Here is a 24,403-nt window from a genome sequence, read left to right as displayed (position 1 = left end):
TCTTTTTTTGTATATAAAAAATAATATCGTTGTGGTTTCTATCCCACTTTGCTACAATATAATGAAAATCTTAACAAAGTTGAATAGGTATTAACACTGTTTTTTAGATTTCAGCCTTTTTTATTTCCCTTATTAGTACTTTTATCATAAAATAAAAGTACACGAGTATTTACTTTTTTACACCCTATGATAATTTTTTTGAAATTAAGTAAATGCTAAGGCAGTATCTGCTTGGGGGTATTTAGTCCCTTCAATCTGGAAAACGGAAGGGAGAGGTTTTTAATGGAGATTGAACGCATTAATGAAAATACAGTGAAATTTTACATTTCATATGGTGATATAGAGGAAAGAGGCTTTGACCGTGAAGAGATTTGGTACAATCGGGAACGTAGTGAAGAACTCTTTTGGGAAATGATGGATGAAGTCCATGATGAGGAAGAATTTGTGATTGAAGGTCCTCTTTGGATTCAAGTCCAAGCACTTGATAAAGGCTTAGAGGTTCTGGTAACCAAAGCACAGCTGTCAAAAGATGGAGAAAAGTTTGAACTCCCCATTCCTAATGAAAAAATAAAAGATTTTCCGGCTGATGATAAGATTGAAGATCTTTTGGATCATCATTTTAATCGAAATCATTCAGATGAGGAAGATATTATTCTTGAGGAAGAAACGTTAGAATTCCTCATTGGCTTTAATGACTTTGAGGATGTTATTAGCTTATCTAATCGTTCAGGATTGGATGATTTAGTGACAATGCTGTATCATTTTGAAGGAAAATACTATTTATATATTGAATTTCCTGAAGACTTATTTGAAGAAGATGAAATTGACGATATATTAAGTATTTTGCTTGAGTACGGTTTTGAAACACAACTTACCATTCATCGTATTCAAGAATATGGTAAAGAAATAATTTCTGGAAATGTTTTTACTGAATTACGAAAACATTTTCGCTAATTAATGTACCGATTTCAATATTGAAATCGGTATTTTTAACATTAACTGTTTCCTGAAAAAACTCAGGTAGGTGAGGGCACTGAAAAACACAGTAAGGGTTATTATATTTTTGGCGGTATTATCCGTACTATTGTTTTTCTTTAAGGATCAATTAGCAAGTGGGATCTTTGGATTCCTAAGTGTTTTGGTTACACTGTCAGTTATTTTTATTGGCTTTGTTATTTTCCTTGAGAACCGCCACCCAACTCAAACGATCACTTGGTTAGTAGTTCTAGGTAGCTTTCCTTTGGTTGGTTTTATTTTTTACCTCCTTTTTGGCCGAAATTATCGGAAAGAGAAGATGTTTAGGAAGAAATATTTCTTAGATAAACAAGCGTTTTTGACAGTTGAAGGTGAGGATGATCCAAGAAGTGATGAAAAGCTTAGCTTAATGGGGGAACACCAAGGTAAATTATTCAATTTGGCTCAAAAACTGGGGAATAGTCCAATTTCCTTTGATACCTCCACAAAAATCTTAACAAATGGAGAAGAAACATTTCACCATATCTTAGAACAACTAAAAAAAGCTAGGCATCATATCCATCTTGAATATTATATTGTTCGTCACGACCATATTGGTCAAGAAATTAAAAATATTCTTATTGAAAAGGCCCATCAAGGTGTAAAGATTCGTTTCTTATATGACGCAGTGGGTTCTTGGCAGTTGTCCAAGTCCTATATAAACGACCTAAGAAATGCCGGGATCGAAATGGTGATTTTCGGGCCAGTAAAACTGCCTTTTTTAAATAATAAATTTAATTTCCGTAATCATCGTAAAATGATCATAATAGATGGGACGATTGGATTTGTTGGCGGGCTCAATATTGGGGATGAATATTTAGGAAGAGATAAGAACATTGGTTTTTGGCGTGACACGCATTTAATGCTTCGTGGGGAAGCCGTTCGAACACTTCAGCTAATTTTTTTACAAGACTGGTATTATATGACTAATCACAGTTTCCTAACAGCCGAATACTTATCACCCCAAAATGATAATGAAAATCACGGTGGTGTTCAACTCATCGCTGGAGGGCCTGATAACGAATGGAGTGTTATCAAAAATATCTTTTTCTCAATGATTGCAAGCGCGGAAAAATCAGTTTGGATTGCTTCACCGTATTTTATTCCAGATGAAGATATCTTTTCAGCAATAAAAGTTGCAGCCCTAAGTGGTATAGACGTACGGCTCCTTGTACCCAATAAACCAGATAAGCGGATCGTCTTTCATGCATCAAGATCGTATTTCCCAGAGCTTTTAGAAGCAGGCGTTAAGGTATATGAATACCAACGGGGCTTTATGCACAGTAAGATTGTTATCGTTGATCATGAACTAGCCTCGATTGGAACATCCAATATGGATATGAGAAGCTTCCATTTGAATTTTGAGGTAAATGCATTCTTATTCCGTACTAAAAGTACCCAGAAGCTAGTTGATGAATATATTAATGATCTTGAATATTCTAAACAGCTGGATAAAACAATTTTTCATGAAAGACATCTGGGTTTAAGAGTACTTGAATCAACAGCTCGGTTACTATCTCCCTTGCTCTAAAAACCTTGATAAAAAACTCGTCGAATTGGCGAGTTTTTTTTGTTTTTAAAAGGAATTAATGATAATTATAGCGAATTATGATAGATGAAGGAGGCGAGAATTAATTGTTAACAGCACAAACAAAAATTGGTGAAAAAATCTGTCTAGGGCTTGATTACAAAAAAGACACTCTTTTGGTCCTCCGTAGCAAAGAAGAATTTTTTTGCCCTATTTGTGGGGAAAGTGTTTTGCTTAAGTTAGGAGATCAGCGGATTTTTCATTTTGCCCATAAGCAGGGGGGAGCCTGCCGTGATTTTTATGAAAGCGAATCGAATTACCACATGGAGGGAAAACGTCAACTCTATCAGTGGCTGATAAGACAAAAGATTCCTTCCGTTTTAGAGTACTATGATAGGGATATTCAACAGCGACCTGATATCATGTTTAATTATAATGGAAAGAAATACGCGTTAGAGTATCAATGCTCAACCATTCCAGAGAGCATTTTTATTAAGCGGACGAATTCATATCTTCAGAATGGGTACCTTCCACTATGGATTCTTTCTAGCAACAAAATACGCAGTAAAAAGAGGAATATCGTTGCATTGTCAAACTTTCAGTACTTATTTTTACGGACCACTACTTCTGGAAAGTTCTATATTCCATCATATTGCCCCGAAAAACAGCAATTTCATATGGTTGAATCAATCACTCCCTATTCCACAAAAAATGCCTTCGCCAATCATTCCTTTTATCCTATAAAAAAAATAGACTTAAGTGATTTATTGGAACCCAAGATGGGCAATCAGTTTAATCTATCAAGCTGGAATAGTGAAAATGAAAAATTTAATCTAAATTGGGCTCTTCATCCAGGGAATCAGCATAAATCATTTTTTCATGAAATATATAACAAAAATCTTAATCTTTTCTTATTACCTCCAGAAATTGGTCTTCCCGTCCATCACTCACTACTTCTCCAAACACCACCGATCATTTGGCAAACGTATTTTTTTATAGATATAATCGCCGACAAAAGCCCCGATGATTTAATATCCCAACATGAAATTAACTGCCATTTAAATAAGAGAATTAAGAAAAAAGAAATCGTTGTAAGAAATTTATCACTGCTTGAAAAAGTTAATCCGTTATTAGCTATTTTCGATTACCTTTTACTGTTAGAGCAATTGGGTATGATATCAAGAAAAGGAGATACTAGTTACCAATTGATACGGAAGATATCGATTCCAAAGTCCAATCGAGAAAGAGAGGAAGCGAGGCTGATATTTTTTCAAAAATACCAGCGAATCCTTTTAAATAAATAAATGAAAATATGTATAAGGGCATACTATATAAAAGTGTAAATAGTTTCCTAGCTGCCAATTGTGAAAAGGAGTTTGAAAAGATAAGGAGAATATAATGTAATGATCATTTCTTTACGTAGGGCGAATAAAAGAATGGAGGATGAAGGATGGCAAATGAAACTGCAGTAAAATCGCTGCCAGCACGAAGTGAAATTTCTGAACAAGATACATGGAAATTAGAAGATATTTTTTCGAGTGACCAGGAATGGGAAAAAGAGTTTCAAGAGGTAAAAGCTCAAATCCCGGGGATTAAAGAATTCGAAGGAAAATTAGGGGAAAGTGCAGAGACACTGTATCAAGCTCTTCAGTTCCAAGACAAGCTGTTAGAACGAATTGGAAAGCTTTATACATATTCACATATGCGCTATGACCAAGACACGACGAACTCTTTTTATCAGGGCTTGGATGACAGAATGAAAAATCTGTATTCACAAGCAGCCAGCCAGTTGGCTTTTATTGTTCCAGAAGTTCTCTCTCTAGACGAGAGCAAAGTAACTAGCTTCTTAAATGAGAAATCAGAACTAAAATTATATGAGCATGCTCTAGCTGAAATTAATTTGCAAAGACCACATGTCCTAACAGCGGAGCAGGAAGCATTGCTAGCTGAAGCGAGTGAAGTGATGGATGCTTCTAGCAATACGTTTGGAATGTTAAACAATGCGGACCTTCAATTTCCATCTATCAAAGATGAAAATGGCGAAGAAGTTGAAATTACTCATGGCCGTTATATTCGCTTTTTAGAAAGCTCAGATCCAAGGGTAAGACACGATGCGTTTAAAGCTGTATATAAAACGTATGGTGAATTTAAAAATACATTTTCAAGTACATTAAGTGGAAATGTGAAGAAGGATAATTTTAATGCACGAGTAAGAAAATATGATTCAGCTAGACATTCAGCTCTTTCTGCTAACAATATTCCGGAGAGCGTTTATGATAACCTTGTAAATACGGTTACAGATAATCTTCATTTATTACATCGCTATTTGAAGCTACGTAAAAAAGTTCTTGGGCTTGATGAGCTTCATATGTATGATTTATTTACTCCGCTTGTGAAAGATGTGAAAATGGAAATCAAATACGAAGAGGCAAAGGATTTAGTCATTAAAGGGTTAGCTCCTTTAGGCGAAGAATATTCAAAAATTTTAACAGAGGGCTTTGAAAATCGCTGGGTTGATGTGCATGAAAATAAAGGAAAGCGGAGTGGGGCTTATTCTTCAGGAGCATACGGTACACATCCGTATATTCTGATGAACTGGCAGGATAATGTAAATAATTTATTTACACTTGCCCATGAATTTGGCCATTCTGTTCACAGTTACTATACACGGAAATCACAACCATATCCTTACGGTAACTATTCTATTTTCGTTGCTGAAGTGGCTTCAACCTGCAATGAAGCACTTCTAAATGACTACTTATTAAAAACAATTGATGATGAACAAAAACGAATATACTTACTCAATCATTATTTAGAAGGCTTTAGAGGCACCGTGTTCCGTCAAACCATGTTTGCGGAATTTGAACACATGATCCATCAAAAGGCACAAAATAACGAGGCATTAACAGCGGATGCATTAACGGAAAGCTATTACGAATTGAATAAAAAATATTTCGGTGATGAGGATATTGTGATTGATGAGGAAATCGGATTAGAATGGGCGAGAATTCCTCATTTTTATTACAATTATTATGTTTACCAGTATGCAACTGGTTTTAGTGCAGCCACTGCATTATGCAAGCAAATTTTAGAAGAGGGCGAGCCAGCAGTCAAAAGATACATTGACTTTCTAAGTTCGGGAAGTTCAGATTATCCTATCGAAGTGCTGAAAAAAGCCGGTGTAGATATGACAAGTGCAGAGCCAATCAAAAATGCTTGTAAGGTATTTGAAGAGAAATTGAATGAATTAGAACAATTGTTATCAAAAGCATAAATAAAGGGGATGGTGCCTATTGGCATCCATCCCTTTTAAAATCCTCTAAATCGTTTTCTGTCATTAAGATAAAAAATGAAAATAAAAATGGATACAAACAATATTGGTGTACTAAGCAATAGAGGGAAGATCTTTAATAATGCGAGTATTTGGAGGAAAAAGGCAAACAAAATAAACAGTACCATAATAATGAAAGGGAATTTTCTCATCGAACATGGCCACCCTTTTAAAAAGTAGTTTTCATTCTTCGTACTATTATGTCTATTGTCCATTCCATGAAATTATGATTTTTGACAATTATGTGAAATAAAGCACAAACTTATTGTCAGTATCTTTTATCCCATGCTATATTATATACGTGAAGTTGATCACAACAAACATATACCCCTTTGTTTGAACCGTGAAAAATTTCTCCCATCCCCTTTGTTCGTATAATAGAAAAATGCCTTGCAGTATAAAAGCTGCAAGGCATTTTCGTTTTTTTATAGAAACTGTTAAACTAGGCTGTTGATTTCAGCTCCAATCAACTTAGCCTATAAAACCAACAATAACCCTTTAACATGGGCTTAAAATAAAAAAATGCCGTTTGCAAACGACATTTTCTATTCTTCGATATATCTCCAAAAGGTTCCATATTTAGCGGGGATTTGTTCGACCACTTGCTTTAATAGTAGTTTCTTCATCTCCCGTTCAATTTGCGAAATAGACATATTATAAACAACAGCAATTTCCTTTGAGGCAACAAATTTAAAAAATTTCATAAACGTTTCTAACGGAGGCGGGGGAGATTGCACTGGTTTTTCAGAGAGCATTTCCTCCAAAATTTGGACATATACCTCATATGGATAAGAACCAGTTATCTTAATTCCTTCATCCTCTACATTTTCATTGAAAAATACTAACGTAGGAATTTCTTGTACATCCATTTCAGATGTGATCTTCAAATCACATTGGAAGGCTTTCGCAGCACTTTCGGAATGGATATCATACATGAATTCCTCCACATCTAAACCTAAACTCTTAGCGCAATCCTTTAACACTTCAAGATTAGATACATTTAGTTTTTCTAAAAACAAGCCCTCTTGTATTCTTCGCAGGAAACGAAGACCAGCACGTCTCCCTTGCAATTCAGCTGCTTTTAGAGCTATGGAAACTGTAAAAGGAGAATCGACGGGATTCTCTAACCATAGGCTTCCATCACATGACATTCCTGACCTGCTAGCAGTCTTTTCCCAAACTTGAGCGAGATTCTCAAAATTCTTTTTCTTACTCAAATTTAAATCAGCTAATCGACCACTCAAAATATGCTTAATTGAAAAATAACGGCCATATTCGATTTGAAGCTTCTTTAAAATGGGCTCTAATGCCCAACATTCCGGGCATAATGGGTCAATAAACATATAAATCTCAATTGGCTTTTTCTCATTTCCGCCACATTGTTGCTTGGAGCGAGAAGATCTTGAACTATTCACTATCTTCACCTAATACCTCACCATCAGGCGTGTTAATCATGTGTTGGGCAGTAAGATGAAGTCTTGAATAAAATTCGTCCCTTATTGGACCATTTAAGCCAATTTTGTCCATTGCTTGAGTCATGCAAGATAACCATGCTTTCGCACGTGTTGGAGTAACTGGAAAGGGCAAATGGCGAGCACGCATCATTGGATGGCCATGTTCTTCTGTATACAATGCAGGGCCGCCTAAATATTGAGTTAAGAATTGCTTTTGTTTACGAGCAATTTCTGTAAATTGATTTGGGAATATTGGAGCAAGATCAGGATGTTGTGCAACAAGTCCATAAAAAGTGTCCACAAGATGGTGTAATGTATCTTCACCAATGGATTCAAATGGTGAAAGCTTTCTCTCAATCATGTTGACAACTCCTTTAAAGTATTATGTAGATTTATTTTAACAATGCCTATTTCATATCTCAAATTAATTGCTTTGAAAATGTGAATTTGTCACTCTGAACACATTATTAATGTGTACCAAGTGAGCAATTCTTAATAGGAGAATGAGGCAGTAGTATGTTGGAAAAAACTCCAAATTGAAACTTCCCTTTAGCTAATTTAAAGAATTTAATCACAGTTTGTTTGTTCGTATTTTTTGTTATAGAAACGGCGAATTTTATTTTCTGTTTTTCGTGTAGGAATCTTAAATTGTTTAAGAAATTCAAGAAAATTTTTTTCTCCAACCTGATAGTTTTCAACCTCATATTCTAATTCATAATCCTCTTCACTTAGATAAATACTATGGTCCAATACCAGTAAGCCTTGTTTGTAATTGAATTCTACTCGCTCCGTAATTAATGATCCAAAATATTCAATAGTTGAAAAAGAAATTTGGTAGTCTTCGATAAGACGCTGAATGATCCCTGTTGGAAGTCTCCCATGGTGAATTGCGGTAGAGGCTTCCTCTTCCCCTATTATCTGATTTGTCTCTAGCAGCCCTACAGATGCCGGCTGTTTTAAGGTCATTTCGTAGGCCCCTCCCTTTTTACGAATTCTTAGTGCAGAGTCTTTACTTTTTAAAGCAAAATCAGGTGTATCAAAGTAGTGGTTTTCTTGTGAAAATATTTGGTTTTTGTCTATCTTGAAATACTTAAGGAGGCTTTCATATTCTATTCTTGTTAGCATATTTTTAAATTCGATTTCAATATTTTGCGTCATGCCGAACTTCCTTTCAACTGAGTGTTTTCTTTATTATCTCACTTCCAACTTAAACATCAATCCTTGGGAGAAATGGATGAATTATGCTAAAATAGGTAGGTAGACAATGGAGGTAAAGAGATGAAGAAAAATATTGCAATCCTAAAGGCATACATAAATGAAGATAAACTATTGTTAGAAACAAATGAGCCAATTCTGGAATTGGTTCCTGGGGAACAGATACTTGTAGACTCTGCCCAATACTCTTTCATTTACTTAATGGAAGATAAAAATGATTATACATATATCGTTTTACATGAACAAATCTGGCCGCTTTTAAAAAATGCCCAGGAAAAAAAGTTGCCTGTCTGGGTCACCTTTAATGATGAGCAAAAAGAACTAATAAATTTTCATGATGAATTTGATTATCTCTTAACAAATATTAAAGGTAATAGTAATTATGGAAAAGAATTGGTTACAAAAGTAGAGTGTATTTTCTTAACATAATTTGTTTTGAGGTGAAATCATGAAGCATTGGGACCAATTTTTAGCTCCATATAAACAGGCTGTTGCAGAATTAAAAGTAAAATTAAAGGGGATGAGAGGTCAATTTGAACTCGATGCTACTCATTCACCGATTGAATTTGTGACGGGAAGAGTTAAACCAATCGCAAGTATTCTTGACAAAGCGAATCAGAAAGGAATACCACTAGAAAGATTGGAAGAAGAAATGCAGGATATTGCAGGTATGCGTATTATGTGTCAGTTTGTCGATGACATTCATACAGTTGTCGATTTATTGCGAAACCGGAATGATTTTGAAATCGTAGAGGATAGAGATTATATTTCCCATAAAAAGACAAGCGGGTACCGGTCCTATCATGTTGTCATAAGCTACCCCGTTCAAACGATACATGGGGAAAAGAAAATCTTAGCGGAAATTCAAATACGAACTTTGGCAATGAATTTTTGGGCGACAATTGAACATACGCTTAGCTATAAGTATAAAGGTGTTTTTCCAAGTGATATTCAAATGCGTTTGCAAAGAGCAGCTGAAGCGGCATTTCGGTTAGATGAGGAGATGTCATTGATTCGTGGTGAAATTCAGGATGCTCAGGCCTTTTTTACAAGAAAGAAAGAATTAAAACAAGAAGAAAAGGATTAATTGTCATAACCGTCTTTTGAAAAGCCATTCAAGTCACAAGGAGCAAAAATACTATGAAATTTGCGATAACATCAAAAGGAGATCAAAAATCAAATATTTTAATGCACAAAATGAGGACCTATTTACTTGATTTTGATCTTGTGTACGATGAGGACCAACCAGATATAGTTGTTTCCATTGGTGGTGACGGGACACTCCTTTATGCCTTTCATCGCTATAGCAGCCGTTTGGATAAAACAGCCTTTGTAGGAATTCACACAGGCCATCTCGGCTTTTATGCAGATTGGATCCCAGATGAAATTGAAAAGCTAGTGATTGCGATTGCTAAAACACCCTATCAAGTCGTGGAATACCCATTGTTAGAAGTGATTATCCGTTACTCACATGCAGGGAAGGAATCAAGGTATCTTGCCTTAAATGAGTCAACTGTAAAAAGTGTCGAGGGGACACTCGTCATGGATGTGGAAATCCGCGGACAGCATTTCGAGCGGTTCCGTGGGGACGGCTTATGCGTTTCAACACCTTCGGGTAGTACCGCCTATAATAAGGCACTTGGCGGGGCGATTATCCATCCGTCGATTTCTGCCCTCCAAGTGGCTGAGATGGCATCGATAAATAACAAAGTCTTTAGAACCATAGGCTCGCCGCTTATTCTCCCTGCACACCATACATGTATGCTTAAACCGGTAAATCGGTCTGATTTTCAAGTGACCATCGACCATCTGACCTTGCTTCATAAGGATGTAAAATCAATCCAATTTAGGGTGCCAGAAGAAAAAATCCGCTTTGCCCGTTTCCGGCCGTTTCCTTTTTGGAAAAGAGTTCATGATTCCTTTATTTCAGATTGACGAGAAGGGGCCATTATAATGACTTCCCCGTTTCAAATGAAGTGGAAAATTAGTGAAAGCGATAGTGGAAAACTTTTAAGAGAATTTTTAAAAAAGGAAGAAATTTCCAGAACGGCCTTAACGGATATTAAGTTCAAGGGCGGCAGTATCCAAGTAAATGGAGAAGAAGTAAATGTTCGATACAGGTTGGCATTTGGGGATGAAGTAATGGTTATTTTCCCCATGGAGAGTCCTAGCGAGGGACTAAAGGGCGAAGAAATCCCGTTAACGATTCTATATGAAGATAAGTATTTGTTGGTTGTCAATAAACCCGCAGGAATGAATACGATTCCGTCTCGAGAACACCCCGTACACAGCTTGGCAAATGCCCTTGTAGGCTATTATCAGCGCAGTGGGCTGCAGGCTACAACCCACATAGTAACTCGGCTTGACAGGGATACTTCAGGGATTGTTCTAATTGCTAAGCATCGCCATGTCCATCACTTGTTCAGTTTGATGCAACGGGGTGGGCAGGTTAAAAGGACATATGAAGCTTTTGCTGGAGGCTGGATTTCACTAGATAGTGGCACGATTACAGCGCCCATTGGCCGCAAAGAGGACAGCATTATTGAGCGGGAAGTTCGTGCGGATGGTCAATATGCCTGCACTCATTATCAAGTGATCGAGAAACATATTTCATTTACCTATTTGGAGCTCACACTTGAAACCGGACGAACCCATCAAATTAGAGTCCATATGTCTTATTTAAACCATCCTTTGCTTGGTGACGATTTGTATGGGGGAGATCTAACATTAATTGCTAGGCAGGCTCTTCATTGTAAAAGAATAAAATTTATTCATCCGTTTTCAGGAGAGGAAATGATTTTTACTGCACCATTACCGAGGGATATGGGTGAAATTTTAGAGGCTGACTCGCTTTTATAGGAGGCAGCCTTTTTAATTTGAGCTTGCGTGTGATCCCGCTTTTTCAATTTCAATCAAATTGCTTAAACTTTTCCTCTACATATGGCATAGTAGATTTAATCGAAACCAATTCCATTTCAGGATATCTTAAGGCGGTTAGGTTTCCTCCGAAGACTGCCCCAGTATCAATATTATAGGTATTATTGATGATTCTTGGCTCATTCACAGGAGTATGTCCGTAAACGATACATGCTTCACCGTGATACTCTTTGGCCCAATCTCTTCTTATCGGTGAACCGTCAGGGTTTTTTTTACCTGTTATATCGCCGTAAAGAACAAATTCTTTGACCTTAGCATGCGATTGTCCGATAAATTCCTCCTTAATCCCTGCATGGGCAATAACAAGCTTTTTGTTGTCTATTACTAAATATAATGGAGCCCTTTCATAAAGTTCGGTGAATTTTTTTCGAATGGATTGCTGCTCTTTTTTATATAATGATTCATATTCGGCAACTGTTGTTTCTAACCCGTGGGCAATCTGAACTTTGTTGCCAAGGAAGAAACGATATAACTTATTACAATGATTCCCTGGTGTGTAATAGCCTGTTTTTTCTTTAATGACTAACTGCCATACAATTTCGATTACGTTTAGTGAAGCAGGTCCCCGGTCTGTTAAATCACCGAGAAATCCCAGCACTCTATTATTGGGATGTCTCGGGATACCGTTCTCCCATTTATAACCAAGTGTAATGGTAAGTTCCTTTAATTCCGTTAAACACCCATGAATATCACCGATTATATCAATTTTCATAAATTCAACTCCCTTATATCGATATTTTTTGCCTTAGAGTTAGTTTTTATAAAAAGGATTCTAATCTAAAACTTTTTTGAGAGGAGTTACACGAATGGAGCAGCAGGTTTCAGTTATTTCTTTATTAATTGTTGTTACGATGGCATTTTTAACACCGATTCTTTTACATCGGTTTAAATTGAATTATATCCCTGTGGTCGTCGCTGAAATTATTATGGGATTGGTCATCGGTAAAAGCGGTTTTGATGTGGTTCACGAAGATATGTGGCTCTCAACCCTATCGACCTTAGGGTTTATTTTTCTCATGTTTTTAAGCGGACTTGAGATAGACTTCACGGCCTTTGCTGGGAGAAAATTGCGTAAAAAGCTTCCAAATGGAAAAAAAGAGCCTAATTCATTTGTAGTTGCGGGGCTAATCTTTGCAGGTATCTTTATTTTCTCACTTGGTTTATCCTTTTTGTTTGTGATAGCAGGTTTTATTGAGAATGCCTTTTTAATGACGCTGATCATTTCGACCATATCATTGGGTGTTGTTGTGCCTACTTTGAAAGAGGCACATCTGATGAAAACCGTCATCGGACAAATTATCTTATTGGTTGCGGTCATAGCCGATTTAGTGACGATGATATTGCTTGCTGTCTTTGTATCGCTATATGAATCAGGACATGGAAATACGTGGTTGTTACTTATTTTATTTGCGGCAGGTATCGTTCTTTATTTTCTTGGCAAAAGATTTAAAAATCGAACCTTCATAGAAACACTTTCAACGGGGACCGTTCAAATAGGGACGAGGGCAGTGTTTACACTGATCATCGTATTAGTAGGGCTTTCTGAAACAGTGGGTGCAGAAAATATCTTAGGAGCGTTTCTAGCAGGTGTCCTTGTTTCGTTGTTATCGCCGAACCAAGAGCTTGTACATAAGCTAGACTCATTCGGGTATGGATTTTTGATTCCCATCTTTTTTGTAATGGTGGGGGTAAATCTTGATATTTGGTCTCTTTTTAACGAAAAAAAACTCTTATTATTGATACCGTTGCTATTACTGGGGCTGCTTTTATCAAAACTAATCCCCGTGTATATTTTGAAAATTTGGTATGAGTTGAAAACAGTCATTGCAGCGGGTTTTTTACTCACTTCTACTCTTTCACTGGTCATTGCGGCAGCGACAATAGGAGAAAGGTTAGAAATCATAACACCGCAGATGAGTGGCACATTAATATTGGTTGCTGTAATTACGTCTATTTTTACACCGATTGTTTTTAAAAAGTTATTCCCTAAAGAAGTGGTCGCTAATAAAAGGGTAAGCGTGGCATTCTTAGGTGCCAATCAGACCACATTGCCCGTCTCACGAGAATTAAAATCAGGCTTGTATGATCCAATCTTGTATCACACACAAATGGAGAAATCAGAAAAGCAAATTGCTAATTCTCTTTTTGACATAGTTGAAATTCCCGATTATTCCCTTGAAACGTTGGAGAATACAAACGTCTTTCAATCAGAAGTTGTAGTAATTTCAACAGGTGATGAAAGAGTAAATGCTACACTTTCTGTAGCTTCGAAAGAAAAAGGAGTTTCTAGGGTCATTGCCCGAATAGAAAGTCCTGAATTAGAGGAAAGCTTACGGGAGCATAATATAGAAGTGTTTTCTGCCTTTATGTCAACCAAAGTATTGCTCCGGGCCTTAATTGAGTCGCCAACCTTGTTAAATATATTAACAAATCAGGAGACAGGACTTTATGAAATTGTTATGCTGAATAGGCAATTTGATGGGATGTCTTTACGGAGATTTCCTTTTACAGGAGATATCATATTTGTCCGAATTTTCCGTGGCAAGGATTCCATCGTCCCACATGGAGATACAGAGCTGCAAATGAATGACCGCTTGATTGTTACTGGATCGAAGGAATATGTGGATGAACTGAAAAGAGAGCTGGAATTCTGCGAAACCTGTTAATATTTGATTGAAAAAATGTTGTTTGATGTGTTGAACTTTTCATTTATCGTAAATTAGTGTAAAATTAGTACCAAGTACTAATAACTCATGTAATAGTAGGAGGACTTTTTCAATATGAATCTTTCTTTATCTGAAAAAACTTATGTAGTAATGGGTGTTGCCAATAAACGCAGTATTGCATGGGGAATTGCCCGCTCATTGCACAATGCAGGAGCAAGATTAATTTTTACCTATGCAGGTGAAAGATTAGAAAGCAGTGTTCGTGAACTTGCTAATTCGTTAGAGGCTGAAGGGACACTTGTTTTACCGTGTGATGTTACACGCGATGAAGACGTTGCGAAGTGCTTTGCTGAAATTAAAGAAGCAGTTGGGACAATTCAAGGCGTGGCACATTGTATTGCTTTTGCAAATAAAGAAGAACTAAAAGGTGAATATTTGAATACAACGAGAGAGGGCTTCTTGCTCGCTCATAACATCAGTTCATATTCATTAACAGCTGTTGCCAAAGAGGCAAGAGGATTAATGACTGACGGAGGAAGCATCGTGACATTGACTTACTTAGGCGGTGAGCGTGCCCTTCCAAATTATAATGTCATGGGAGTTGCCAAGGCTTCCCTTGATGCAAGTGTTCGTTACCTTGCAGCGGATCTAGGAAAAGAAGGCATTCGTGTTAACTCCATTTCAGCTGGACCGATTCGGACGTTATCTGCTAAAGGTGTTGGTGATTTTAACGCAATTACAAAAGTAGTGGAAGAAAGAGCACCATTACGGAGAGCTACCACACCGGAAGAAGTAGGCGACACAGCGCTGTTCCTTTTCAGTGAACTTTCACGAGGAATTACCGGCGAAAACATTCATGTTGATTCCGGATATCATATTCTATAAGGATGATGATGAAGGCCCGCATTTGATGCGGGCCTTTTTGCTTGCAGTAAATTTCTTATTTTCCTATGAACGCGTATGGGCCTCTAGCATAAATATAATGTGTAGGATTACGTAAATGGAGGTACAGAGCATGTCGGAAAAGAAAAGCAAAGGTCCATTACTCTATATACACCAGCCGTTTGCAAGGACTCCTGCAACTAACATGCAGGACATTTATATGAGCAGACAGGAAGAAGAAGAGCTGGTTGAGGAAGAAAAGCTTTTAGAGGCTGAAAGCAAAAAGAAAATAGTTCAAGAGCCAATAGGAACGGAAGCATCTAGATCAGATAATCCAGCAACAAAATCACCAACATCGATTCAGGAAAGGCAGCATTCCCCCTTTAACAGGGTGAAACCCTTTAAAGAAATGGATATTAAAGAACGATTAGATTATTTAATCAAATATCCAATAGTCCTTCCGCCTCCACCATGCGTTTTTATTACCGAAGAAAAAAGTTATCAAGGATACCTAACAGAATACGATGGAAACGAAGTAACGATTCGTTTTCATGATAAATCGACTAAAACAGTACCGGTCCATGAACTTAAAGGGGTTATCCTGATTGGACTCAAAAAATAGAGACAACAAAAAGGCCAGCCGATTATACCGACTGGCAATATTTTTAGGTGCAAATTCCTAAGTTAACATCAGCAATACATTGAACTGCGCAGAAGCATCTTAAGTCAACTGTAATGCAATCGTTACTTGCGCGGAAACGTTCAACTTGACAAACCTTATCGAGGTTAATACAACACTTATCTCCACCTGAAACTAAGTTTACTGGGCAGAAATTTCCACCTTCACGGCGACCAGGTACTAATACACGAAGTGTAGCACAGCAGTTATCAAATACATCTTCGACACGGAAGTAGATGGATACACATGCATTGTTTTCGGTACTAAAGAAAGCGTGGAATGGTGAACCATCCGCAGTACTTAAAACAAATACACGAGTATCAACTGGATCTCTCCTTGCTGGTGATACCAATGTACCTAGTGGCTCATTGAAGCAACTGGAACATTCAGGACATTCATCTTCTTCTACAGCATTATCTTGGATATCCTTAATTGCACGGACGACTTCGCAAACACAATTACCTTTATGAAAATCATGATCATTATTTCCACAACCCATTTATTTTTCCTCCTTAATCCGATATATATCTTACATTATTAACATATTTCACAGAGAACTTTTGGGTAACGGACAATAGCCTTGTTTGAGTAAATTAGGCGACAAAAATGTCTATGAAAGGAAGAAAGGAAACACAACATGAAAATAACTTTATTAAACCTGATTATTCTATCACTTGCGTCTTTTAGGCTAACAAGATTGTTTGTTTTTGATAAAATAACCGAATTTATTAGGGAGCCTTTTTTCAATGAAATCAAAGAAGTAGATGAGTATGGTGAAATCGAGGTTTATTATTTACCAAAGGAAAAAGGAGTCAAAAAGTTCCTCGGTGAACTTCTTAGCTGTTATTGGTGTACAGGGATATGGACTTCTGTAGGAGTTGTCGGTATATCACTTCTATATCCAATCGTTTCCTACCCTATTATATTAATTTTAGCGGTTGCTGGCATTGCATCCATATTGGAGTTAATTGTACAGTATTTTATCGATAAATAAGATGTTTGCTGAGACAAGACCTACATCTTGGTCATATTCTAATACAAGTAGGAATGAATTGATAGCAAGGGAGAGAGAATTAATGAGTCAGAAAAAAAGGAGAAACCAATATACAAACACAACACAAGGTACAGAAACAACACAAGATATAGAAACAACACAATCCACTCATATGTATCAACCGTCAAAATCCATAAAGCAAAAAGGTTCAGGTTGTGGCTGCGGAAAAAAAACTTCTAAATAGGCTTAAGGGAACTGCCAGATTGACTGGCAGTTTTTTTGTTTTACGAAGGAATATAGATAAATTACTCGTAACTAGTCATAATTTTAGACAATATCGAAAAAACTACCTATAGTGATGGTTAAAAAACGGAATAAGGGATGGGAATCAAATGAAAGCTATTCATCATTGGGTATTATTCGCTTGTTTATTATTACTCTCCTCCTGTAGTCAAAATCCACAGGTTAAGGATAGTCAAATAGCCCTTATGAAAACAACGAATCCTAATCCGATCGTAACCGGGAAAAGCATAAGTAAAAATCATGTAAAAGAAATTGAACATGATGTAAGCGCGTTTCCAGAATTATATGATGTGGCCGTTATAAAAGGGAAAAAGGATACACTAGTGGTATATAAGGTTAAGCATTTGCATCGGTTTAGAATGAAAAAAATTGAAAAAAACATCAACAAAATGCTTGAAGAAAAATATCCCAATGATAACTTTACCATTTCAAGTGACTACAAAATTTTCCTTGAAGCAGTAAGACTTGATGAGAGAATGAAAACCTCCTCTAAATTTTCTCATCAAAGGGCTGAAAAGCGCTTTAACGAAATCGTTAAAATGACGAAAGATATGAAGTAAGAAAGGAAGAATGAAGATGGCAACCAGTAAGCAGAAAAACATGACGCCTCAGCAGCGCAACTATCAACAGCTTCAGCAGAAGCATGAAATTAAAAGGCCTGTTTTGAAGAATTGTATGAAGGCATTTTTTGTTGGTGGACTTATTTGTGTTGTCGGCCAAGCCATCAGTTACTTTTATATTTACTTTTTTGATTTTACCGAACAGAGTGTAGGAAATCCGACCGTGGCAACAATGGTCTTTCTATCAATGTTACTCACTGGCTTAGGAATTTACGATCGTCTAGGACAATTTGCTGGTGCAGGAAGTGCTGTGCCCGTTACGGGCTTTGGTAATGCCGTAATCTCGGCATGTATCGAACATCGAACGGAAGGATTTGTTTTAGGTGTAGGTGGAAATATGTTCAAGCTAGCTGGATCGGTAGTGCTCTTCGGTGTTTTCTCAGCTTTTGTTGTTGCGCTTGTTAAAACGCTGTTAGTGATTTGGGGGGTTTTGTAATTGCTAAAAGGGCACCAATCTTGGATATTTACAAATCGGCCAATGATCACTGCTACCGGGGTTACTGGTGGACCATTTGAAGCCAATGGAAATTTAGCCAATGATTTCGATTTATTATATGAAGACTTATGGATGGGAAAGGAGTCTTATGAAAAAGCTCACCGTTTACTATTAGAAGAAGCAATTAAAACAGCTTTACAAAAAGGGAATGTTGAGAAAGAGCAGATTCAATTTTTATTTGCTGGAGACTTAATTAATCAAATTACACCAACCAGTTTTGCGGCAAGGACAATGCAGATTCCATACTTTGGTCTGTTTGGGGCTTGCTCAACGTCCATGGAAGGGCTGGCCTTAGCCTCTTTTGTGGTAAATTACCAGGGGGCAAAATACGTGCTTACGGGTGCATCAAGTCATAATGCAGCAGTCGAAAAACAGTTTCGATACCCAACAGAGTATGGAGGTCAAAAGCCTCCAACTGCACAATGGACGGTAACAGGTGCTGGTGTAGCTTTAGTTCAACCAAATGAACCAGGACAGATGCACCCAGTAACAACTTCGGCAACGATTGGAAAAGTCATCGATATGGGATTAACCGATCCGTTTAATATGGGCGGCGCGATGGCACCAGCAGCAGCTGATACAATTGTGGCCCATTTCCGCGATCTTCAATTAGACCCCTCATATTATGACTTGATTGTCACTGGAGACCTCGGCCGAGTTGGTCATGATACAGCTTTTGAGGTAATCAATAAGAGTGGACTTCAATTAGAGCGAAAACAATTTCAGGATTGTGGTTTATTAATGTATAAGGATGATCAGCCTGTACAATCGGGGGGAAGCGGTGCGGGATGCTCAGCCACAGCCTTGTATGGGCATTTACTAAACCAAATGAAAAAAGGTACATATAAACGAATCTTAGTAGTTGCGACGGGGGCTCTGCTATCCCCGCTCAGCTTTCAGCAAAACGAATCGATCCCATGTATTGCACATGCTGTTGCTATTGAAATGAATGGAGATAAGGGGTGATCCTATGCTAGCGATGTTTTTCTGGGCATTTGTTATTGGTGGGCTAATCTGTGTTCTAGGGCAGCTTTTATTTGATGTTGCCAAGCTTACACCTGGTCATACACTAAGTTTGCTCGTTGTCATTGGAGCTATATTAGATGGTTTTGGACTGTATGAGCCCCTAGTTGACTTTGCAGGGGCAGGTGCTACCATTCCAATTACCAGTTTTGGAAATTCATTAGTCCATGGGGCACTTCAGGATGCAGAGAAACATGGGCTGATAGGAGTACTTACCGGTATGTTCCAAGTGACAAGTTCTGGTATCTCTGCAGCTATAATATTCGGGTTTCTTGGTGCACTAATCTTTAAACCTAAAGGATAAATTACTCATTATTAATATCCAATTTACAGAAATGGATGTCGCGCCTACACACAGTATAAAGTAATTTCATATGTTATTAATGAGATTACAGAAGTGAGGTGACATTTCTATGGGCTTTGGTTATGGCGGCTGCGGCTACGGATACGGCGGTGGATACGGGTACGGTTCAACTTTTGTGTTAATCGTAGTATTATTCATCCTTTTAATCATTGTTGGTGCAAGCTTCTATTAATAAACAGTAAGCTTATATTAATGGAAGGGGAAGGGGTTGGCCAAAAAAGTGGCCAGCCCTTTCTTTACTTGTTTAGCGTATGCGCCTAAGGGCGCGTACGCTTTTCCTATTTAATTCACCATTTTCTCTTTCCTTCATACAATAAAGTAGTTTATAAAGGAGCGTGATCTTTTACCATGGATAATGGATTTTTTAAAAACATTGAAAAGAAAACGGGCGTTAATATGAAAGATATCTTAGATTTAGCCAATTCATTACAAAATGCGAATTTTAAAGATGAAAAAACAGTCCGTAATGTGATTCGTCGGGTTTCTCAAATTGCCAATAAACCGGTAAGTAAAGAAATGGAAGATCAAATTGTAAAATCAATCGTTAACGATGGAAAGCAGCTTGACCTTAATACAATTTCGAATATGATCAATAAAAAGTAAAAGAAGAAGACCACTTTCCTAAGTTTTAGGAATCGGTCTTCTTCTTTTTAGTAAGAGGAACTAGGAACCTTGAGCGATTTGCTTTTTTCCCTCGTCTATTTTGCAGAATAGAAATAAATAGCTGCTCCTTTGCGCGAGTCATCGCCACGTAAAATAGTCTTCTTTCTTCTTCGAGTGCAGTAAAGTCACCATTTCGATAGGCTTCCAAGGCAAAATCATGCGGAAGGCTGCCATCGACTGCGCCGATCATATAAACGGTTTTGTATTCAAGGCCTTTTGAGCGGTGGATTGTACTTAGGCTGATTGCTTCATGAAAATGTTTACTTAAATTTTTGATTTCTTTGTTCATCGCCGACATGTGCTCGGAATGAGCTAGAAATGCTTCAATTTTGTCGAAACTTTTTGCAGCCACCTTTAAATCCTTAAGATCGTCCGATCCTTTTTCAAGTTTATTTGATTCATTTCCGCGTTTTTTCAGAAAATCAAGAAAGCCAATATCTTTCTCGACCTTTTCAATAGCAGAGTGAGGTGAAGAATGCTTTAACCCTCGAATAATCGTGACAGATTTTTTTAATTTCTTTTCCTGAAATGCATGGGCTGTCGTTAAATGTGCGAGTGCCTCAAGAAGACTGCAGTCTTTTAGGATACTTTGTGCTTTTAATTCTTTTAGGACTGCCTGCTTTAAAAATAATAATGGTAAAATGTCTGACATTGCTTGCGTGTCATCCTCATTTAAACTCACCTTTAGAAATGCAAGGACGCTTCTCACAATATAGCGTTCGTAAAAAGCCTCTGCATCCAAATCAATTTTAAAAGGAAGATTGGAGCCAGCCAGTCTTTCAAACACTGCACGAGAACCTGCATTGGTCCGATAAAGAATGGCAAAGTCTGAAGGATTTGCACCAAGTGAAATCCTCTCCTGTATATCGGTAACAATCATTGTTGCTTCTTCCTCTTCATCATAGGGGAAAAATAACTGTGGTAGTTTTTCTGATGAAAACTGTGCTTTCATTTTCTTTATTCTTCTTATTTTATTAGCTGCAATCATTTGATTAGCAGCCGAGACAATTTCATGAGACGATCGATAATTTTGATCAAGTGTGACCATTTTGGCATAGGGGAAATCTTTTTCAAATTCTAGCAAATAGCTTGGGTCACTACCCCGAAACGAATAGATCGCTTGATCATCGTCGCCAACGGCACATACATTTTTGTGTTTTCTGGATAAAAGTTTGATCAGCTCATACTGGACCTTATTAATATCCTGAAACTCGTCAATTAAAAAATAATGAAACCGATTTTGATATTGTTCAAGCAGGGAAGGGGTGGTGGCAAACAGTTGATAGCAGCCAATTAACATATCGTCAAAATCAAACAGACCTTCTTTTTTCTTATAGGCTTCATATCTTTTATATAAAAAGACTGCTTTTTCTTCCCATTCGGTGGTGGGCTTTACTTCATCTGGCATCAGCAGAGAGTTTTTCCATAATCCGATTTGCTGAAGAGCTAAATCATAGGCAAATTCTTTTTCGGACAAGTCGAGTTCTTTGCCAGCTTCCTTCAGGATTTTGTCTCGCTGCCATTCTTTTTTGAGCAGCTTATTTGAAGACCAATTAATTGAATCATGGAACATAAGAATACGATAAAAAATACTGTGAAAGGTTCCGGTAACAAGATGATTGATTTTATCTCGTTTCATTTGCGGATAGGAAAGCAGACGGTTCTTCATTTCAGCAGCTGCTTTTGACGTGAATGTAACGAGCATGATTGTCCTTGGGTCGATGTGTTTGTCATCTAGCATAAACGCTGTTCGTGCTGTTAACACCCGAGTTTTGCCACTCCCTGCACCAGCAAGGACTAATAAGGAGCCTTCTGTCTCCATGACAGCAGCAGCCTGACTTCCATCAAGAACAACTCCACTGTCTGCAAGTTGCTGTAAATAAGGTGAGCTCTCCTCATGTTTGTCACTAATTGTCTGTTTAAACGCAACCGTATATTCAATATTTTTGGACTTTTTGAAAAGATCCACGCTTTGCGGGGTCTGTGTAATGGTTCTACCCTTTGGGATGCTAAATCCGTTTACTTCGGAAAATTGTTGTGTATCTACTTTTTCTTTTTCCGCTATCATAGTAGGCTCTGGGCAATATATTTCAGGTGAATGTGTATGGTAAAAATGCGGATCCTTCTGAATGCCTAAAAACAATCGAACGTTCTCTTTACATGCAGGGCAGCTCAGTTGACCATTTTTTCCGGCAAGGAATATTTTTTGATATTGATCCCTGCTTAATTGTTCAAGGACAATATTCTGATTTTGATAAATTGCTGTTTTCATAATTTTTACCCTCTATATCCAAAAATCAAGACATGTTCTATCATATCAAAACCTGAGGGTAACTAAAAGGGTTTCACCGACATTGCTGGAATTACCAAAAAGCACTTGCCGCATAAAGCGTCAAGTGCCTCTTTCGTTTATATTTCTTTTACCATCGTTTTATGAGGAATTCCAGCATCCATAAATTCCTCTGAAACAATCTCATAACCAAGTCCTGCATAAAAGGGGATGGCATGTGTTTGAGCATTTAGCTTTAATTTATGAATATCTTTTTGAAGCGCATAGTTCTCGATTGCATTCATAATCGTTTTTCCTGCACCAGTTTTCCTTGCCTTGTTCAATACACAAATTCTTTCAACTTTTCCATAGCCATCAACGAAACGAAATCGACCAGCAGCAATTGGAGAACCTTCATCGTACATGACAAAGTGTTCTGCCTCGCCCTCGTAGGCGTCGATTTCCTCTTCGAGAGGGACATTTTGTTCTTCAACGAAAACGATTTTCCTAACTGAATAGGCATCTTCAAGTTCTTTTTGATTTTCTACAATCTTGACTGTCACTTAAACTATTCCTTTCCAAGACGAAATGTTTCATAAACGGTCCAGGAACCATTTTCTAATTGATAAAGTAGATGGAAACGGTCAACCGTTTCTTCATGATTAATCTTAGTCATGCGCAGTGATCCAAATACATCAGAATGCTCATCATTGGATAGCTTTTGACCAATCGTGATATGTGGAACAAATGCATATTCTAAGTTTTGCTCCGTAAATTCTTGATTGACTTCATTATGCAAGGCGGAAAGTTCATCTGTCTTGTCTACTTTGAAATAAATAACATTATTTACAGGCTGAAAAGAACTGATTTTTGAAGTCTTTAATGTGAATGCATTATGGCTAGCAGCTACTCTACGTAACTTTTCAGCGTATTCCTTCGCTTCTTCTTCGGACGCTTCAAATCCAGTTTTCAATGTTAGGTGAGGTGTAATTAAAGCATAATGCGGGTCATAACGTTTTCGATAGGAATTAGCTAAATCTTGTAGTTTTTTTGATGGAAAAATAACAACTCCAAATTTCATACGTATACCTCCGTTTTGATGAACTGACCTTTTTTTTTAAAAACAAAAAATTAACCTTCCTGATATTATAGCAAATTTTCAAAAAATATTAAACGACTTATCTAGATGTATATTCTAATAAGATTAAAATAGCATTTTAAGAGCCCGTCTTAAATCTGGCTGCCAGTAGGTCCAAGTATGATTTCCGTTAAATTCTTCATAAAAATATGTAATGGGTTTTTCCGAAATTATTTTTGAAAGCTTTCGGTTAGGGGTCAGGAAATCTTCAATTTTGCCATTTGTAGTCTGAACTTCAGTTTCTTGATTACCTATTACGTGATAGAGTTGTAAAAGCTGTCCATCCGAGAAGTTCTGGACCGAATTCAATACATTTTCATCCACATATGGAGATTGTAGAAGGACTTTTCCAAATGTATGAGGATATTGAAGGGCAGCCATTAACGAAACAGTTGCGCCCAGAGAATCTCCTATAAGCGCTCTGGTCAAGCCCATTTGATAAGTTGGAAACTCTTGATCTAAATACGGAACTAATTCATGGGCAAGAAAGCGAATGTATTGCTGATTCTGTTCGCCTTCAGGATGGTATTTCCTGCGGCGTTCTTCTACATTCTTATAGGGTACCCCAACAATAATTAAATTTTCAATTTCCCTTTCAAAAAGATACTCGTCTGCTAATCGGCCAATTCTGCCAAGTTGGAAATAATCCCTGCCATCCTGGGCAATCAGCAGCGAATACTTATATAACGGTGAGAAATTTGCAGGCAGATAAACGAGAAGCTGTAAATCTTCTCCAAGCTCCCTGCTGTGAAAGGTAAGTTCTTTGATTGTACCTTTTGGAAATTCCATGCAATGATTCCCCCAATAATTCGATCTTTACCACTGCA

The 24,403-nt window shown here is 37.4% G+C and carries 28 protein-coding genes; 19 read left to right on the top strand and 9 right to left on the bottom strand.

Features of this window, described 5'->3' with window-relative positions; all coding sequences use genetic code 11:
• The first annotated feature begins 282 nt into the window (after positions 1-282).
• From mecA to pepF, 4 genes are all read left to right on the top strand, one after another.
• Positions 283-954, top strand: a complete 672-nt coding sequence (gene mecA / locus AB7942_RS02480; RefSeq protein ID WP_369445656.1) for an adaptor protein MecA — start codon at positions 283-285, stop codon at positions 952-954.
• Between the two features lie 79 nt (positions 955-1,033).
• Positions 1,034-2,545, top strand: a complete 1,512-nt coding sequence (gene cls / locus AB7942_RS02475) for a cardiolipin synthase (protein WP_088090336.1) — start codon at positions 1,034-1,036, stop codon at positions 2,543-2,545.
• Between the two features lie 104 nt (positions 2,546-2,649).
• Positions 2,650-3,846 (top strand): competence protein CoiA, encoded by a 1,197-nt coding sequence (locus AB7942_RS02470; protein WP_369445655.1) that lies wholly within the window; start codon positions 2,650-2,652, stop codon positions 3,844-3,846.
• A gap of 146 nt (positions 3,847-3,992) precedes the next feature.
• On the top strand, positions 3,993-5,816 hold the full coding sequence (gene pepF / locus AB7942_RS02465) for an oligoendopeptidase F (protein ID WP_369445654.1): 1,824 nt from the start codon (positions 3,993-3,995) through the stop codon (positions 5,814-5,816).
• 602 nt (positions 5,817-6,418) lie between these two features.
• On the opposite strand, the gene AB7942_RS02460 is transcribed toward pepF, so the two are convergent.
• The 3 genes from AB7942_RS02460 to AB7942_RS02450 all read right to left on the bottom strand — a co-directional run bounded on the left by AB7942_RS02460 (position 6,419) and on the right by AB7942_RS02450 (position 8,485).
• Positions 6,419-7,297, bottom strand: a complete 879-nt coding sequence (locus AB7942_RS02460; RefSeq protein ID WP_483310827.1) for a ClpXP adapter SpxH family protein — start codon at positions 7,295-7,297, stop codon at positions 6,419-6,421.
• Entirely contained in the window at positions 7,281-7,688 is a 408-nt protein-coding gene (locus AB7942_RS02455; RefSeq protein ID WP_098932875.1) for a globin domain-containing protein, read from the bottom strand. The genes AB7942_RS02460 and AB7942_RS02455 overlap by 17 nt, the downstream gene beginning before the upstream one ends.
• Positions 7,689-7,894: 206 nt before the next feature.
• Positions 7,895-8,485 carry a CYTH domain-containing protein gene (locus tag AB7942_RS02450; protein ID WP_369445653.1) on the bottom strand — a complete coding sequence of 197 codons (591 nt, stop codon included), beginning with the start codon at positions 8,483-8,485 and terminating at the stop codon, positions 7,895-7,897.
• A 120-nt stretch (positions 8,486-8,605) separates the two neighbouring features.
• Here AB7942_RS02450 and AB7942_RS02445 point away from each other — a divergent pair, with 120 nt between their 5' ends.
• From AB7942_RS02445 to AB7942_RS02430, 4 genes are read left to right on the top strand one after another with little or no spacing between them, the layout of a single operon-like run.
• Positions 8,606-8,971: a UPF0738 family protein gene (locus AB7942_RS02445; protein ID WP_088086084.1), complete on the top strand. Its 366-nt coding sequence runs from the start codon at positions 8,606-8,608 to the stop codon at positions 8,969-8,971.
• A gap of 19 nt (positions 8,972-8,990) precedes the next feature.
• Entirely contained in the window at positions 8,991-9,629 is a 639-nt protein-coding gene (yjbM, locus tag AB7942_RS02440) for a GTP diphosphokinase (RefSeq protein ID WP_098932878.1), read from the top strand.
• 53 nt (positions 9,630-9,682) lie between these two features.
• Positions 9,683-10,477, top strand: coding sequence for an NAD kinase (locus AB7942_RS02435; RefSeq protein WP_168242509.1), 795 nt, complete (start codon positions 9,683-9,685; stop codon positions 10,475-10,477).
• Positions 10,478-10,495: 18 nt separating this feature from the next.
• The gene (locus AB7942_RS02430) at positions 10,496-11,401 is read left to right on the top strand and encodes an RluA family pseudouridine synthase (protein WP_369445652.1); all 906 of its coding nucleotides are present in this window, start codon (positions 10,496-10,498) and stop codon (positions 11,399-11,401) included.
• A gap of 49 nt (positions 11,402-11,450) precedes the next feature.
• Here AB7942_RS02430 and prpE read toward each other — a convergent pair whose 3' ends face one another.
• Complete coding sequence (prpE, locus tag AB7942_RS02425; RefSeq protein ID WP_369445651.1) at positions 11,451-12,191, bottom strand: bis(5'-nucleosyl)-tetraphosphatase PrpE; 741 nt, start codon at positions 12,189-12,191, stop codon at positions 11,451-11,453.
• Between the two features lie 94 nt (positions 12,192-12,285).
• On the opposite strand from prpE, the gene AB7942_RS02420 reads away from it, so the two are divergent.
• The 3 genes from AB7942_RS02420 to AB7942_RS02410 all read left to right on the top strand — a co-directional run bounded on the left by AB7942_RS02420 (position 12,286) and on the right by AB7942_RS02410 (position 15,649).
• Positions 12,286-14,145 (top strand): monovalent cation:proton antiporter family protein, encoded by a 1,860-nt coding sequence (locus tag AB7942_RS02420; protein ID WP_369445650.1) that lies wholly within the window; start codon positions 12,286-12,288, stop codon positions 14,143-14,145.
• 114 nt (positions 14,146-14,259) lie between these two features.
• A complete protein-coding gene (gene fabI / locus AB7942_RS02415; RefSeq protein WP_369445649.1) occupies positions 14,260-15,030 on the top strand; it encodes an enoyl-ACP reductase FabI in 771 nt (256 codons plus the stop codon).
• Between the two features lie 130 nt (positions 15,031-15,160).
• Positions 15,161-15,649 carry a CotO family spore coat protein gene (locus AB7942_RS02410; RefSeq protein ID WP_369445648.1) on the top strand — a complete coding sequence of 163 codons (489 nt, stop codon included), beginning with the start codon at positions 15,161-15,163 and terminating at the stop codon, positions 15,647-15,649.
• 43 nt (positions 15,650-15,692) lie between these two features.
• On the opposite strand, the gene AB7942_RS02405 is transcribed toward AB7942_RS02410, so the two are convergent.
• A complete protein-coding gene (locus tag AB7942_RS02405; protein WP_335712783.1) occupies positions 15,693-16,205 on the bottom strand; it encodes a CotY/CotZ family spore coat protein in 513 nt (170 codons plus the stop codon).
• A 138-nt stretch (positions 16,206-16,343) separates the two neighbouring features.
• Between AB7942_RS02405 and AB7942_RS02400 the strand changes: the two genes are divergently transcribed.
• The 8 genes from AB7942_RS02400 to spoVIF all read left to right on the top strand — a co-directional run bounded on the left by AB7942_RS02400 (position 16,344) and on the right by spoVIF (position 20,109).
• Positions 16,344-16,700, top strand: coding sequence for a DUF1360 domain-containing protein (locus AB7942_RS02400; RefSeq protein WP_335712782.1), 357 nt, complete (start codon positions 16,344-16,346; stop codon positions 16,698-16,700).
• 82 nt (positions 16,701-16,782) lie between these two features.
• A complete protein-coding gene (locus AB7942_RS02395; protein ID WP_179195738.1) occupies positions 16,783-16,944 on the top strand; it encodes a hypothetical protein in 162 nt (53 codons plus the stop codon).
• 148 nt (positions 16,945-17,092) lie between these two features.
• A complete protein-coding gene (locus AB7942_RS02390) occupies positions 17,093-17,563 on the top strand; it encodes a sporulation protein (RefSeq protein ID WP_088086094.1) in 471 nt (156 codons plus the stop codon).
• Positions 17,564-17,579: 16 nt separating this feature from the next.
• A complete protein-coding gene (spoVAC, locus tag AB7942_RS02385) occupies positions 17,580-18,059 on the top strand; it encodes a stage V sporulation protein AC (RefSeq protein WP_335712780.1) in 480 nt (159 codons plus the stop codon).
• Complete coding sequence (spoVAD, locus tag AB7942_RS02380) at positions 18,060-19,085, top strand: stage V sporulation protein AD (RefSeq protein ID WP_369445647.1); 1,026 nt, start codon at positions 18,060-18,062, stop codon at positions 19,083-19,085.
• Between the two features lie 4 nt (positions 19,086-19,089).
• Positions 19,090-19,446, top strand: a complete 357-nt coding sequence (spoVAE, locus tag AB7942_RS02375) for a stage V sporulation protein AE (protein ID WP_088086097.1) — start codon at positions 19,090-19,092, stop codon at positions 19,444-19,446.
• Between the two features lie 109 nt (positions 19,447-19,555).
• A complete protein-coding gene (locus tag AB7942_RS02370) occupies positions 19,556-19,678 on the top strand; it encodes a YjcZ family sporulation protein (protein WP_088086098.1) in 123 nt (40 codons plus the stop codon).
• 176 nt (positions 19,679-19,854) lie between these two features.
• Positions 19,855-20,109, top strand: coding sequence for a sporulation-specific transcription regulator SpoVIF (gene spoVIF / locus AB7942_RS02365; protein ID WP_088086099.1), 255 nt, complete (start codon positions 19,855-19,857; stop codon positions 20,107-20,109).
• A gap of 25 nt (positions 20,110-20,134) precedes the next feature.
• On the opposite strand, the gene AB7942_RS02360 is transcribed toward spoVIF, so the two are convergent.
• From AB7942_RS02360 to AB7942_RS02345, 4 genes are all read right to left on the bottom strand, one after another.
• Positions 20,135-22,441, bottom strand: a complete 2,307-nt coding sequence (locus AB7942_RS02360; RefSeq protein ID WP_369445646.1) for a UvrD-helicase domain-containing protein — start codon at positions 22,439-22,441, stop codon at positions 20,135-20,137.
• Between the two features lie 137 nt (positions 22,442-22,578).
• Entirely contained in the window at positions 22,579-23,001 is a 423-nt protein-coding gene (locus tag AB7942_RS02355) for a GNAT family N-acetyltransferase (RefSeq protein ID WP_098932885.1), read from the bottom strand.
• Positions 23,002-23,006: 5 nt separating this feature from the next.
• On the bottom strand, positions 23,007-23,519 hold the full coding sequence (locus tag AB7942_RS02350; RefSeq protein WP_369445645.1) for a YjcG family protein: 513 nt from the start codon (positions 23,517-23,519) through the stop codon (positions 23,007-23,009).
• A gap of 123 nt (positions 23,520-23,642) precedes the next feature.
• Positions 23,643-24,365: an alpha/beta hydrolase gene (locus tag AB7942_RS02345; RefSeq protein WP_369445644.1), complete on the bottom strand. Its 723-nt coding sequence runs from the start codon at positions 24,363-24,365 to the stop codon at positions 23,643-23,645.
• Positions 24,366-24,403 lie beyond the last annotated feature (38 nt).

Source organism: Neobacillus sp. BF23-41, from assembly GCF_041106275.1.
This window is presented reverse-complemented; position numbering and strand designations above follow the sequence as displayed.